Below are 13520 nucleotides of genomic sequence, written 5' to 3'. Positions count from 1 at the left end.
TTTTGCCTGCTCGGCGGTTTTTTGTCTGTGTGCCTGCGGGGTTGGCCTTTCCTTGATTTGTTAGTGGTCTATTAGCGTCGCCCCTGTGCGGGGCAGGCACTTACTTTCTTTGCCGCCGCAAAGAAAGTAAGCAAAGAAAGCGGCTTCACACCGCCAATTCTTAAGCGGGTCCCCTGGCTTGGAGGAGGTAGTGGCGCATCTGGAATCGGTGTTCTCGCACACTCCGCGCGGGTGACAAGGCCGTCATTCTTCCAGCGGCGCTGCGCGCGCCGCAGCGGTACTTCATCAAGCCGGCTGACGGTTTGGGCGCTTCGCCGAGGCGAAGCCGATGGCTCCCGCGGCGCAGAGAAGTACTCACTAGTTTCCCTTGCAGGCCGGTCCGGCGAGCACGTAGTGCGAGGCGGGAAGGATGATGCTGGAGGCGCGTACGCCCCATCGGTTTTGAGAAGTACCGCCACGGCGCGCGCAGCGCCGCCGGAAGAATGACTGTCTTGTCACCCGCGCTGAATGTGCGAGAACACTGATTCCAGATGTTCCACTACCTCCTCCAAGCCAAGGGACCCGCTTAAGAATTGGCGGTGTGAAGCCGCTTTCTTTGCTTACTTTCTTTGCGGTGGCAAAGAAAGTAAGTGCCTGCCCCGCACAGGGGCGACGCTAATAGACCACTAACAAATCAAGGAAAGGCCACCACCGCAGGCACACAGCCAAAAAGCGCCGAGCAGGCAAACAGCACAGGGGGAACGCTAATAAACCAAAAACAAAAGAAAAAACCACCGCCGTAGGCACACACCCACAGCGCCGCGCAGGCAAGAAAAACCAAAAACCCGATACATGCAAAACCGATATAGATATGGCCGATCAATATTTAACAACTGCATGTAGCGCTGCTACCTTAATCGCTCGAACAGAGCAGCATCCGCAGCAGCAAAAGCAAAAGAAAGCCACCGCCCCGTCGGGCAAAAAAACCACCTGGGAGACACAAAAGTGTCAATCGAATTCATCGGCATGATCCAGACCCGCAAGGTGTCTGAAACCCACGCGCCACAAGGCCCGAGCATCGACATCAACTACATTGAACAATTCGCCCGCGCGCACGAAACAGCGGGCTTCAACCGCATCCTCGTGCCGCATCATTCGACGAGCCCCGACGCGCTCCTGACAGTAGCCCGCGCCGCCAGCGTCACAGAAAAAATCCATTTCATGCTAGCCCATCGCCCCGGCTTCGTGGCGCCGACCCTCGCCGCGCGCCAGCTGGCAACACTCGATCACTATTCAGGCGGCCGCCTGGCAGTCCACATCATCTCCGGCGGCGACGACGCCGAACAACGCCGCGATGGCGACTACCTCTCGCATGACGAACGCTACGCCCGCACCGACGAATACCTGCACATCCTGCGCCGCATCTGGACCGAAGATAAACCCTTCGATCACGCGGGCGAGTACTACCGCTTCGAACAAGGCTTCTCCGAAGTGAAGCCGGTCCAGCAACCGCATATCCCCGTGTACTTCGGCGGCGCGTCGGCGCCCGCGCTCGAAATCGCCGGCCGTCACGCGGATGTCTACGCGCTTTGGGGCGAATCGAAGGCGCAAGTGCGCGAACAAGTCACCCGCGTGCGCGCCGAAGCCGCCAGGCACGGCCGTACAGTGCGCTTCTCGGTGTCGTTCAGGCCCATTCTCGCCGCCACCGAAGCCGCCGCCTGGGAACGCGCGGATCACATCCTCGAAGAAACCCGCCGGCTGCGCGCGGCTCAAGGGCTCGGCGTCGGCGGGCCGGCACAAAGCGAAGGCGCGCGGCGTCTGCTGGCGGCGTCCGGTGAATCGGATCGCGTCGATGAACGCCTGTGGACCGGCATCGCCAGGGAAATCGGCGGGCGCTCGAATTCGACCGCCCTGGTCGGCACGCCCGAACAGGTCGCCGATACGCTCGCCGAGTATTACGCGCTCGGCGTGTCGACCTTCCTCGTGCGCGGCTTCGATCCGCTCGAAGACGCCATCGACTACGGCCGCGAACTGATTCCGGCCACCCGCGAACGGATCGCGCGCGTCGAGCGCGTGGCCGCCTGAACGGAGCCCCAATGACCGATCTGTCTGTCGCCGTCCTCAAAAACACGTCTGCGGGCAAGGCGCCGACACTCCAGCGCCACAAACCCATACGCAAATTCTGGTTCGACGACCTGCCGCCGCGCGAAAGCATCGCGGATGAACGCCGCCATCGGCAAGAACGCCTCGCCGTGGCGTTTCGTCTGTTCGCGCGCTACGGCTTCGATCAAGGGCTCGCCGGTCATATCACCGCACGCGATCCGGAATGGCCCGATCACTTCTGGGTCAATCCGTTCGGCAAGCACTTCAGCCGCATCCGCGTGTCCGATCTGCTGCTGGTGAATGCGCAGGGCGAGATCGTCGTCGGCGAGGGGCCTGTGAATCAGGCGGCCTTCGCGATTCATGCGGCGATTCATGAGGCGCGCCCCGATGTGGTCGCGGCGGCGCACACGCATTCGCTCTACGGCAAAGCGTGGTCGACGCTCGGCCGCACGCTCGATCCGCTGACGCAGGACTCCTGCGCGTTCTATCAGGACCACGCGCTGTTCGACGATTTTCGCGGCGTCGTGCTCGATACCGATGAGGGCGCGCGCATCGCGGCGGCGCTGGGCGAGCGTAAGGCGGTGATCCTGAAGAATCACGGTGTCCTGACGGCGGGTCCGAGCGTCGAGGCCGCAGCATGGTGGTACATCGCGCTCGATAACGCCTGCCACGCGCAATTGCTCGCCGAAGCCGCCGGCACGCCGCAAGCGATTCCACACAATGTCGCGACGCTCACGCACGAGCAGGTGGGCCGCCCAGGCGGCGCGCTGTTTGCATTCGAGAGCCTGCTGGAAGGGCTTGTCGAAGCCGAGCCCGATGTACTGACCTGAGCGCTTCCCAACATGACCCAACGTTTCGACCCGCCGGTTTCGCTCCGGCGCCGCCGGCTTATGTCCGCATTGCCGGCCGCGGGCGCCGTGGCATTCCTCGGCGCAAGCACGAGCCTGGTTCCAGCCGCAGCGCAAGCCGCGTCTGCCGCAACCGGGAACAACGACTCGCACCTCGACCTCAGCAAAGTCCGTCTGCGTGTCGCGACCTACAAAGGCGGCGACGCCACGCTGCTGAAAACGGCTGGCCTCGCGGATACGCCTTACACGATCGACTGGTCCGAATTCCAGTCCGGCAACGCGATGGTCGAAGCGATGAACGGCGGCTCGCTCGATATCGCCTCGGGCAGCGAGATTCCGCCGATCTTCGCGCGACTGCAGAACGCCCAGATGCGCGTAATCGCGGTCTACAAAGATGACGTCAACAACCAGGTCGTGCTGGTGCCGAAGGGCTCCACGATCCGCTCGATCGCCGATCTGAAGGGTAAGCGCGTCGGCTATCTGCGCGCGACCACCACGCATTACTACCTGCTGCGCATGCTCGAAGAAGCAGGGCTGTCGTTTAGCGATATCCAGGCGACGTCGCTCGCGCCGCGCGACGGTTTTGCCGCCTTCAATGCCGGTTCGCTCGATGCATGGGCGATCTACGGCTACAACGTGCCGCTCGCGATCTCGCAAGCCGGCGCGCGCGTGCTGAAAAACGCCAATGGTTATCTGTCCGGCAACTATTTGTACTACGGTCATCCGGCGGTGCTGGCCGACCCGCAACGGCGCGCCGCGTCCGCCGATCTGCTGGTGCGGCTGCAACGCGCCTGCACGTGGTTCGGCCAGCACCAGGACACGTACGCGAAGGTGTTGTCCGCTGAACTGCGCGTGCCGGAAGAAGCAATTCTGTCCTTGTATCGCAACCAGAGCCAGGCGCGCCGCATCACCGGCATCACGGCGGCGGACATCGCGAGCGAGCAGCAGGTTGCCGATACCTTCGCGCACGCGGCGGTGATCGACCGGCGCGTCGATGTCGCGCCGCTGTGGACCGACACCTTCAACGCCGCGCTCGCCCACGGCGCCTGAGCCGGCTTCCCCGATTTCTGTCACTCCTTCTGAACTTTCGATGACCCAAGCCTTAAGAACGGACCGGCTGCGCGCGTTCGTCGGCCGGATCGCGTCCCTTGTCGACGAGGCCGTGCCCGAAGCGCAACTCCTCGAAGCCGGCGGCGCGCATCTGCGCGAGCTGATCGCCCACGACGACTGGTTGCCCGACGCCTTCGCGCAGCCCGATCCCGAGCGCTATCAGCAATTCCTGCTGTACGTGGATGCGCGGCAGCGTTTCTCGGTCGTCAGCTTTGTCTGGGGACCGGGGCAAGCGACGCCGGTGCACGATCACACCGTATGGGGTTTGATCGGCGTGCTGCGTGGCGCGGAAATTGCACAGGACTATCGCGTCACGCCAACCGGCGAACTGGTCGAGCAGGGCGCGCCGCGGCGTCTGGACGCCGGCGCCGTGGATGCCGTGTCGCCGCGCATCGGCGATATTCATCGCGTAAGTAATGCTTTTGGCGACCTTACGTCGATCAGCATTCACGTGTACGGTGCAAATATCGGCACGGTGACGCGCTCGGTTTATCCGGCAGGCGGCGGCCGTAAGAATTTCATCTCGGGCTACTCGAATGACGTGTTGCCCACTATCTGGCATGTTTCGAAGGAGTTCCCGATCCCATGAGTTTCGCTACAGAGTTCCGTACCCTTTCATTCAAGGACGTGCGCCGCGCGCTGCTGGAGCGCCAGGAAATCGCGCTCGTCGACGTACGCGAGGAAGATCCGCACGCGCGCAGTCATCCGCTCTTTGCGGCGAACCTGTCGCTGTCGCGGCTCGAACTGGAAGCGCCGCTGCGTCTGCCGCGTCTCGCGGTGCCGATTGTCGTGTTCGATGACGGCGAGGGTCTCGCCGAACGCGCCGCGCGCCGTTTGAGCGAACTCGGCTATACCGATGTCGCCTTGCTCGAAGGCGGTCTGCAAGGCTGGCGTAAGGCCGGCGGTGAGCTGTTCCAGGACGTCAACGTACCGAGCAAGGCGTTCGGCGAACTGGTCGAGAGCGAGCGGCATACGCCGTCGCTCGAAGCACCGCCAGTGCAGGCGCTGCTCGACCGCGAAGCCGACGTGGTAGTACTCGACGCGCGCCGCTTCGACGAGTACCAGACCATGAACATCCCCGGCAGCATCAGCGTGCCGGGCGCGGAACTGGTGCTGCGCGCACGGCAGCTCGCGCCGGATCCCGCCACGCGCATCATCGTCAATTGCGCGGGGCGCACCCGCAGCATCATCGGCGCGCAGTCGCTGATCAATGCGGGTGTGCCCAATCCGGTCGCGGCGCTGCGCAACGGCACGATCGGCTGGACGCTCGCCGGTCAGCCGCTCGCGCACGGCAGTTCGCGCCGCTTCGATCCGAATATCAACGACGAAGTCCGCCTGGCCGCCGCCGACGCCGCGCGCAAGGTGGCGGATCGCGCGAAAGTGGGCCGCACGTCGCGTGACGAAGCGCGCCGCTGGGCCGACGAAGCGGTACGCACCGTCTATCGCTTCGACGTGCGCACGCCGGAAGAATACGAAGCGGGCCACGTGCCCGGTTTTCGCAGCGCGCCCGGCGGTCAGCTCGTGCAGGAAACCGACATGTTCGCGCCGGTGCGCGGCGCGCGCGTGATCCTCGCGGACAACGACGGCGTGCGCGCGAACATGAGCGCATCGTGGCTCGCGCAGATGAACGTCGAGGTGTACGTGGTGGATGGCCTGGGCGCCGCCGACTTCAGCGAACGGGGCGCGGCGCCCGCTGCACGGTATGCGTCCACACCGCCGGACGCCGATGAGATTTCGCCCGCCGAGCTGGCGACGCTGCTGCAAGCGCCCGGCACCGTCGTGCTCGATTTCACGACGAGCGCGAACTACGTGAAGCGCCATATTCCGGGCGCGTGGTATGCGATTCGCGCGCAACTCGATGACGCCGTGCGCAAGCTGCCCGACGCGCAACGCTATGTGGCGACCTGCGGCAGCAGTCTGCTGGCGCGTTTTGCCGCGCCGGAGTTGGCCGCGTTGACGGGCAAGCCGGTGCAGGTGCTGAGCGGCGGCACGAGCGCGTGGATCGAAGCAGGCTTGCCGGTCGAAAGCGGCGAGACGCGGCTTGCTTCGCCGCGCATCGACCGTTACCGGCGTCCGTATGAAGGCACCGATAACGCGCGCGAAGCGATGAACGCGTATCTGGAGTGGGAATACGGTCTCGTCGCGCAACTCGGCCGCGACGGCACGCACGGTTTTCACGTGATCTGACCGATATCGAGTGCGTCTGCGTGACGGCTTGCGTGCAGCAGCGGCAAGGGCACGAGACCCAGGCCGTTGCCGTCCGCGACGAACACCAATGGACATGCTCGATGATACCTGTGCCGGTTTGCATTCATCGCGCCACGCGCAAAAAATTCGCATATTTGCTTAGAAGAATAATGCGTTTGCCTTACGCGGATGCGTGCCTTATCGTCGCTTCAAACTTTCACCGCATGCATCACGTAAGCGCCGATATGACGACCACTCGCTTTTCATCTGGAGCCTCATCCGTAGTACGACGCATGCTGCGTGCGTTGTTCAAACCGCCCGGCGTTGCGACGCTGGCAACGTTCGCAGTGTCCTGCGCAGCTCACTCATACGCCGCCGATTTGCCGGTGCTGAAAGTCGGCGACCAGTCGTTGCAAACGCGCGGCATTCTCGAAGCGTCCGGCCAGCTGAAAGACCTGCCGTACAAGATCGAATGGTTCAACTTTCCTGCCGCGCAGCCGCTCGGCGAAGCGTTGAATGCGGGCGCCGTGGACGTCGGCGGTCTCGGCGACGCGCCGCTGGTGTTCGCGCTCGCTGCCGGTGCGCGGGTGCGAGCGGTTGCAGCAACGCGGTCGATACCACGCGATCTGGCGATCGTCGTCGGCGCGCATTCGCCGTTGAACGATGTGGCGGGCCTGAAGGGCAAGCGCATTGCGACGACCCGTGGCTCGATCGGCCACTATCTGGCGCTCGCCGCGTTGAAGAAAGCCGACGTGCCGCTCTCCGACGTCACGTTCGTGTTCCTCGCACCCGCCGATGCGAAGGCGGCGCTCGCCTCGGGCAGCGTCGATGCGTGGTCGGCGTGGGACCCGTACACGGCGCTGGGCGAAGCGCGCGATCACGATCGCATCATCGCCAACGGCGTCGGTTTGTCGGAAGGACTCAGCTACCAGGTCGCAACCGAACGCGCGATTGCGGACAAGCACGTGCAACTCGCCGACTTCCTGCGACGCGTCGCGATCGGCCAGCGTTGGGCGCTCTCGCATCCGGACGAAGTCGCGGCGACGCAATCGCGCGTCACCGGCCTGCCGACCGATGTGCTGAAAACCGTCTATCAGCGCGGCCAGGTGCATCCGGTGGCGATCGACGACAGTGTGATCGCCGCGCAGCAGCGTACGGCCGACACCTACGAAGCCGCCAACGTGATCCGCGCGCATCTCGACGTGCGCACGAGCTTCGATCGCAGTTTCCCTCTGCCGTAACACGGCGTGCCGGAGTTCTCGCATGAATGCCCCGATTGCCGAAAGCGCGGTGACGCGCCGTCACGCACCGCTCGATAGCGATGCGTTCGACGCGCTGCTCGCGCAACTCACCACCGGGTTCGCCGCGAGCGCGGCGCACTACGACCGCACCGCCGAATTTCCGCACGCCAATCTGGCGCGCTTGCACGAGTTCGATCTGCTCTCGTTGACGGTGCCCGCGTCGCTCGGCGGCGCGGGCGCCAGCTTGCCGCAGGCGTTGAAGGTCATACGTGCGGTGGCGCGCGGCGAGCCGTCCACGGCGCTGGTGCTGGTGATGCAGTACCTGTTTCATCATCGCTTGCAGGGCAATCCGCATTGGCCCGTCGAACTGCGCGAACGCGTCGCGCGTGAAGCGGTGCGCGACGGCGCGCTGATCAATGCGTTGCGCGTCGAACCCGAACTCGGCACGCCGGCGCGCGGCGGCTTGCCGTCGACCATAGCGAAGCGCAGCGGCGACGGCTGGCGTATCGACGGCAGCAAGCTGTATTCGACCGGCAGTCCCGGTCTCACATGGCTCGCGGTGTGGGCGCGCAGCGCCGACACGCCGCCGCGTGTCGGCGTATGGCTGGTGCATCGCGATACGCCCGGCGTGCGGGTCGGCAGCGAGTGGAATCACCTCGGTATGCGCGCCACCGGCAGTCATGAGCTGGTGTTCGACAACGTGTTCGTGCCGGCCGCGCATGCGGTCGATGTGCATCCGCCGGGGGAGCCCGGCGCCGGGCTCGATCCGCTCGGTTTCGCGTGGATGAGCGTGCTGTTGCCGGCGGTCTACGACGGCGTTGCGCGGGCCGCGCGCGACTGGTTCGCGCAGTGGGCCGCGAACCGTACACCCGGCAATCTCGGCGCGCCGCTCGCGAGCCTGCCGGCGTTCGCGCAGACGCTCGGCCGGATCGACGCGCTACTGTTCAACAATCGCGTGCTGCTCGACGCGGGCGCGCACGGCCAACACGTGACGCTCGACGAAGCGCCGCTCGTCAAATACACGGTGACGAATCAATCGATCGAAGCAGTGCAGTTGGCCGTCGAAGCGAGCGGCAATCCCGGCTTGAGCCGCGACAATCCGCTCGAGCGCCACTATCGCGATGTGCTGTGCGCGCGGATTCATACGCCGCAGAACGATTCCGTACTGCTGGGCGCGGGGCGGGCGGGTTTCGCCGCGTTCTTGCCCGTGTGAGGATGCACGACTCGGCGCGGCGTCGGGCTTGTGCCGCTCAGCCAGAAATCATCTGCCGATTCGGTGTAAACGCGCTCTCGTCTAATTCCGCCAATGCGTTTAGATTGGCTGCACTTGGAAGGCTTATCGAGGGACCAGGGCGGCCAAACAAGCAGCGGTCTGCCATTCCGGCGATGGCGTAAGGTCGGAGATCAAAGGTCTCTCACCGCTTCGCCGGGAACCAGGCCGCTGCGCGTCGTCCGCGGTGCTTCGCTTCGGGCGGCTTTTCTGCCGCCTCCACCGTTCGGTGACCGTACCGACCGGCCTGGCGACGCTTTGCACAGCGTCGCCTTTTTGCTTCTGGGCCGTATTTCCCGCGGTTTTTCCCCTCGCGTTTTCCCCTGCTGAGTCCACTCGCAGCAAACCGCGCCGCAAGGAGGCTTACAGCATCCTTGCGGGCGGCGCTCGCGGTTTTGCGTGCACGCGGTTATCCTGTAGTACACACTACACAACGGGATGCGTGCGCGTTACGCGTCCGCATTCGTACAGGAAACTTGCTGTGAGCCTCAAACTGCTTACCGTCGCCATGCTAAGTGCGTGCGTTGCACTGGCCGGCTGCGACGACCAACAGAGCGACCGCGCCGTGCAAAAACTCAAGGAATTTTTCAACGCTGTCAAGCCGGACGCATTACTGCTCAAGAACATGACGCCCGGCGTCACGAGCGAAGCGCAAGTCCGCGACCAGATGGGCAAGCCCGAAACCGAACGGACGTTTACCGACGGCTCGAAGCGCCTCGAATATCCGCGCGGTCCGCAAGGGCTGAACACCTACATGATCGACATCGACCGCGACGGCAAACTGCAAGCCATCACCCAGGTGCTCACCGCCGCCAACTTCGCGAAGATTCGCATCGGCATGACCGAGGACGAAGTGCGCCGCCTGCTCGGCAAACCGGGCGAAGTCGCCGTGTTTCCGTTGAAGCCGGAAACCGTGTGGAGCTGGAAGTGGCGCGAGGGCGGCGTGACGGAAGAGGGCATTTTCAACGTGCACTTCGACGAGTTTCACAAGGTGTACACAACATCGCGCTCGGACGTGGTGCGCGGGCGATAGGCAAGAAAAGGCAGAAAAAATGATACATCGACGTCGATACAGCCGTATCGGGCTGGTGTTGGGTGGGGGCGCCGCGCGCGGCTGGGCGCATATCGGCGCGATTCGCGCGTTGCACGATGCGGGCATCAAACCGGATGTGGTGTGCGGCACATCGATTGGGGCGCTGGTCGGCGCGGTTTATGCGAACGGCGATCTCGACTGGCTTGAAGAATGGGTCTCGCGGCTGACCTGGCAAACGGTGGTGCGTCTGCTCGATTTGCGTTTGTCGGGCGGCTTGCTCGGCGGGCGTAAAGTGATCCAGTTGTTCGCGGACAAATTCAACGGCCGCTCGATTGCGCAGTTGAACATGCCGTTCGCGGCGGTCGCTACTGAACTCGATACGGGCCGCGAAAGCTGGCTGCAGGACGGCAGCGTGGTGGATGCCGTGCGCGCGTCGATTGCGATTCCCGGGATTTTCACGCCGGTTTGGCACAACGGCGTGTGGCTGGTGGACGGCGGCTTGAGCAATCCGGTGCCGGTCTCGGTGGCGCGCGGCATGCGGGCGGACTGCGTGATCGCCGTCGATCTGAACAACGATATTCTGAACGGCCGCGATTTTGGCGGCGCGGTGGTGGATACGCCCGCGATTGATCCGACAGCGCCGCCGCCTGTCGCATTGCGGCGTAATGGCAAGCCTTGGCCACGGTGGCTTGCACCGGCTGAGGCACGCGGTGCCGACGATGTTCGGGTGCCGCCTGCGCCGAGCACGCGCGTGCCTTCGATGCTTAGCTCGATCGCGCAGAGCATCGATATCATGCAAGTGCGGATTACGCGGAGTCGTCTTGCCGGCGAACCGGCGGATATTTTGATTCAACCCCGGTTGGGGGGGATGGGGATTTTTGATTTTCATCGGGCCGCGCCGGCGATTGAAGAGGGCCGCGCGGCGGTGGAGTATATGTTGCCGGCTATTCGGGCTCGATTGGGGATTGATTAGGGTTTGTTTGCGTGTAGCGACTGGTTGTTTTTTTGCCTACGCGGCGCTTTGGTTGTTTGCCTGCGGCGGTGGTTTTTTCTCAGTGTTTTGCCTTTCGCGGCGGCATTGTTCTGTGTGCCTACGGTGGTGGCCTTTCCTTGAATTGATATTGGTTTATTAGCGTTCCCCCTGTGCGGGGGAGCACCTACTTTTCTTTGCCTGCCGCAAAGAAAAATAGGCAAAAGAAAGCGGCTTTACACCGCCAGCTCCTAAGCGGGTCCCCTGGCTTGGAGGGCGTAGTGGCGCATCTGGAATCGGTGTTCTCGCGCACTCCGCGTGAGTGACAAGGCCGTCATACTTCCGGCGGCGCTGCGCGCGCCGTGGCGGTACTTCACAAAACCGTCGGGCGTTTCCGTGCCTGTGGTTGTCCAGGCATAACGGCTTGTCTTCGCTGCGCTAGCGGCGCTTCCATGCCTGCGGTTGTTCAAGCGTTATGGATTGCCTTTGCTGCGCTCGCGTAACTCGCGGCTGCGCTCCTTTACTGCGCCAGCATAACTCGTGGCTGCGTTTCGTTCGGCGAAGTGGCCCGCACTCCCACAATTCAACGCCCCGCCGAGGCGAAGCCGATGGCCCCCACGAAACCAAAACGAAGCCACTGGTTTCCCTTGCAGACCGTTCCGGCGAGCACGCAGTGCGAGGCGGGAAGGATGATGCGGGAAACGCGTACGCCCCATCGGTTTTGAGAAGTACCGCTACGGCGCGCGCAGCGCCGCCGGAAGTATGACGGCCTTGTCACCGGCGCGGAGTGCGCGAGAGCACAGATTCCAGATGCGCCACTACGCCCTCCAAGCCAGGGGACCCGCTTAGGAGCTGGCGGTGTAAAGCCGCTTTCTTTTGCCTACTTTTCTTTGCGGCAGGCAAAGAAAAGTAGGTGCCCCCCCGCACAGGGGGAACGCTAATAAACCAACAACAAAACAAGGAAAGGCCAACGCCGCAGGCGCACAGACATAAGCGCCGCATAGGCAAACCACAGTCGACCCCCAATCCGTCTATCGAAAAAGCGACCCGAAACTTGCTAAATCGCGGCAGCCCGCGCCCCACGCGAGCCGGCTTACAAACCCATATCCCCCGCAAAACCAAGCCCTAAGAGCCTCCCGCGGCACCAAACCGCGTCATGTTGCGACGCAACAAACCTCCGCCCCTCTATTTGAGCAATTAATTTTCGCTTGCGAGACTCCGCGCCATGTCGGACGAGTCGGGCAAAAAGATCTGCCGGCGCCGTCCGTGACATCCTCAATAAACCTGGATGGAGACGCGCGTGTTCCTTTACGGCTTTGGTCCGGTGTTGCTGGCCGGCACGATCCAGACGATCGAGCTGTCCGTCCTGTCGCTGGCAGCCTCCGTGCTGCTCGGCCTCGCGGGCGCGGCGGCGAAACTTTCGTTCAACCGCCCGCTGCGGGCGCTCGCGACCGGTTATACGACGCTGATCCGCTCGGTGCCCGATCTGGTCCTGATGCTGCTGCTGTTCTACAGCATCCAGATCGCGGTCAACAATCTGACCGATTCGCTCAATCTGCCGCAGTTCGATATCGATCCGTTCGTGGCCGGCGTGCTGACGCTCGGCTTCATCTACGGCGCGTATTTCACCGAGACCTTCCGCGGTGCGTTTCTCGCGGTGCCGCGCGGTCAGCTCGAAGCGGGCAGCGCGTATGGCATGAGCGGCGTGCGCGTGTTCACGCGCATCCTGTTTCCACAGATGATGCGCTTCGCGCTGCCGGGCATCGGCAACAACTGGCAGGTGCTGGTGAAGGCCACCGCGCTGGTATCGATCATCGGTCTCGCCGATGTCGTCAAGGCCGCACAGGACGCCGGCAAGAGCACCTTCAACATGTTCTTCTTCATTCTGGTCGCCGCGCTGATCTATCTGGCGATCACCACTGCATCGAATCTCGTGCTGATCTGGCTCGAACGGCGTTATTCGATTGGCGTGCGGCACGCGGAGCTCTGACAGACCATGATCGACATCCTCAACCAATTCTGGCGCGCGTTCCTGTACTGGGACGGTCAGCGTATTTCCGGTCTCGCGGTCACGTTGTGGCTGCTGGTGACGTCGATCGGGATCGGCTTCGTGATGGCGATTCCGCTGGCGGTCGCGCGAGTCTCGAAGAAGCGCTGGCTGTCGACGCCAGTACGTCTTTACACCTACGTGTTTCGCGGCACGCCGCTGTACGTGCAACTGCTGCTGATCTACACCGGCATGTACAGCCTCGAATTCGTGCGCTCGCATCAGTTGCTGGACGCGTTTTTCCGCAGCGGTTTTCACTGCGCGATTCTCGCCTTTGCACTGAACACCTGCGCGTACACCACCGAGATTTTCGCCGGCGCGATCCGTTCGACCTCGCACGGCGAAGTGGAAGCGGCGCGGGCCTACGGCATGAGCTGGTTCACGATGTACCGGCGCATTGTGATACCGTCCGCGCTGCGCCGGGCGCTGCCGTTGTACAGTAACGAAGTGATCCTGATGCTGCACGCCACCACGGTCGCGTTTACGGCTACGGTGCCGGACATCCTGAAGGTGGCGCGTGACGCGAATTCAGCTACGTATCAGTCGTTCAATGCGTTCGGCCTCGCAGCGCTGATTTACCTGGTGGTGTCGTTCGCGCTGGTGGCTTTGTTCCGGCGCGCCGAGCGTCACTGGCTCGGCTATTTGGCGGTACGTACGCATTGATACGCATTGGGCTGGCGCGTTGGCATTGAGCGGCGTGTCTGACTCGCGCCGTCACGAAGATTGATCTGT

12 protein-coding genes are annotated in these 13520 nt (G+C 63.5%); 11 read left to right on the top strand and 1 reads right to left on the bottom strand.

Annotated features, from left to right (window positions below):
- Positions 1-673: 673 nt before the first annotated feature.
- Positions 674-862: a hypothetical protein gene (locus AC3WOG_RS13845; RefSeq protein ID WP_492578535.1), complete on the bottom strand. Its 189-nt coding sequence runs from the start codon at positions 860-862 to the stop codon at positions 674-676.
- Positions 863-984: 122 nt separating this feature from the next.
- On the opposite strand from AC3WOG_RS13845, the gene AC3WOG_RS13840 reads away from it, so the two are divergent.
- The 11 genes from AC3WOG_RS13840 (at position 985) to AC3WOG_RS13790 (ending at position 13451) form a co-directional block, all read left to right on the top strand.
- The gene (locus tag AC3WOG_RS13840; protein ID WP_492578534.1) at positions 985-2064 is read left to right on the top strand and encodes an LLM class flavin-dependent oxidoreductase; all 1080 of its coding nucleotides are present in this window, start codon (positions 985-987) and stop codon (positions 2062-2064) included.
- Positions 2065-2075: 11 nt separating this feature from the next.
- Positions 2076-2912 (top strand): class II aldolase/adducin family protein, encoded by an 837-nt coding sequence (locus tag AC3WOG_RS13835; protein WP_492578533.1) that lies wholly within the window; start codon positions 2076-2078, stop codon positions 2910-2912.
- A gap of 12 nt (positions 2913-2924) precedes the next feature.
- Complete coding sequence (locus tag AC3WOG_RS13830) at positions 2925-3980, top strand: ABC transporter substrate-binding protein (RefSeq protein ID WP_492578532.1); 1056 nt, start codon at positions 2925-2927, stop codon at positions 3978-3980.
- Positions 3981-4020: 40 nt separating this feature from the next.
- The gene (locus AC3WOG_RS13825) at positions 4021-4629 is read left to right on the top strand and encodes a cysteine dioxygenase family protein (RefSeq protein WP_492578531.1); all 609 of its coding nucleotides are present in this window, start codon (positions 4021-4023) and stop codon (positions 4627-4629) included.
- Positions 4626-6227, top strand: a complete 1602-nt coding sequence (locus tag AC3WOG_RS13820) for a rhodanese-related sulfurtransferase (protein ID WP_492578530.1) — start codon at positions 4626-4628, stop codon at positions 6225-6227. Before AC3WOG_RS13825 ends, AC3WOG_RS13820 begins: the two co-directional genes overlap by 4 nt.
- 293 nt (positions 6228-6520) lie before the next feature.
- Entirely contained in the window at positions 6521-7468 is a 948-nt protein-coding gene (locus AC3WOG_RS13815) for an ABC transporter substrate-binding protein (protein WP_492578529.1), read from the top strand.
- Positions 7469-7490: 22 nt separating this feature from the next.
- Positions 7491-8681, top strand: coding sequence for an acyl-CoA dehydrogenase family protein (locus AC3WOG_RS13810; protein WP_492578528.1), 1191 nt, complete (start codon positions 7491-7493; stop codon positions 8679-8681).
- A gap of 538 nt (positions 8682-9219) precedes the next feature.
- Positions 9220-9771: a hypothetical protein gene (locus AC3WOG_RS13805; protein ID WP_492578527.1), complete on the top strand. Its 552-nt coding sequence runs from the start codon at positions 9220-9222 to the stop codon at positions 9769-9771.
- 19 nt (positions 9772-9790) lie between these two features.
- The gene (locus AC3WOG_RS13800) at positions 9791-10744 is read left to right on the top strand and encodes a patatin-like phospholipase family protein (RefSeq protein WP_492578526.1); all 954 of its coding nucleotides are present in this window, start codon (positions 9791-9793) and stop codon (positions 10742-10744) included.
- Positions 10745-12041: 1297 nt separating this feature from the next.
- The gene (locus AC3WOG_RS13795) at positions 12042-12731 is read left to right on the top strand and encodes an ABC transporter permease (RefSeq protein ID WP_492578525.1); all 690 of its coding nucleotides are present in this window, start codon (positions 12042-12044) and stop codon (positions 12729-12731) included.
- Positions 12732-12737: 6 nt separating this feature from the next.
- The gene (locus AC3WOG_RS13790) at positions 12738-13451 is read left to right on the top strand and encodes an ABC transporter permease (protein ID WP_492578524.1); all 714 of its coding nucleotides are present in this window, start codon (positions 12738-12740) and stop codon (positions 13449-13451) included.
- Positions 13452-13520: the final 69 nt, after the last annotated feature.

The organism is Paraburkholderia sp. FW306-02-B (genome assembly GCF_058782725.1).
The sequence above is the reverse complement of the archived record's forward strand: the minus strand, read 5'-3'. Positions and strand labels throughout refer to the sequence as shown.

Bases quoted from the DNA above. Each gene is read 5' to 3' on its own strand.
- AC3WOG_RS13835 (WP_492578533.1), top strand. From the start codon at position 2,076: ATGACCGATCTGTCTGTCGCCGTCCTCAAAAACACGTCTGCGGGCAAG.
- AC3WOG_RS13830 (WP_492578532.1), top strand. From the start codon at position 2,925: ATGACCCAACGTTTCGACCCGCCGGTTTCGCTCCGGCGCCGCCGGCTT.
- AC3WOG_RS13825 (WP_492578531.1), top strand. From the start codon at position 4,021: ATGACCCAAGCCTTAAGAACGGACCGGCTGCGCGCGTTCGTCGGCCGG.
- AC3WOG_RS13820 (WP_492578530.1), top strand. From the start codon at position 4,626: ATGAGTTTCGCTACAGAGTTCCGTACCCTTTCATTCAAGGACGTGCGC.
- AC3WOG_RS13815 (WP_492578529.1), top strand. From the start codon at position 6,521: ATGCTGCGTGCGTTGTTCAAACCGCCCGGCGTTGCGACGCTGGCAACG.
- AC3WOG_RS13810 (WP_492578528.1), top strand. From the start codon at position 7,491: ATGAATGCCCCGATTGCCGAAAGCGCGGTGACGCGCCGTCACGCACCG.
- AC3WOG_RS13800 (WP_492578526.1), top strand. From the start codon at position 9,791: ATGATACATCGACGTCGATACAGCCGTATCGGGCTGGTGTTGGGTGGG.
- AC3WOG_RS13790 (WP_492578524.1), top strand. From the start codon at position 12,738: ATGATCGACATCCTCAACCAATTCTGGCGCGCGTTCCTGTACTGGGAC.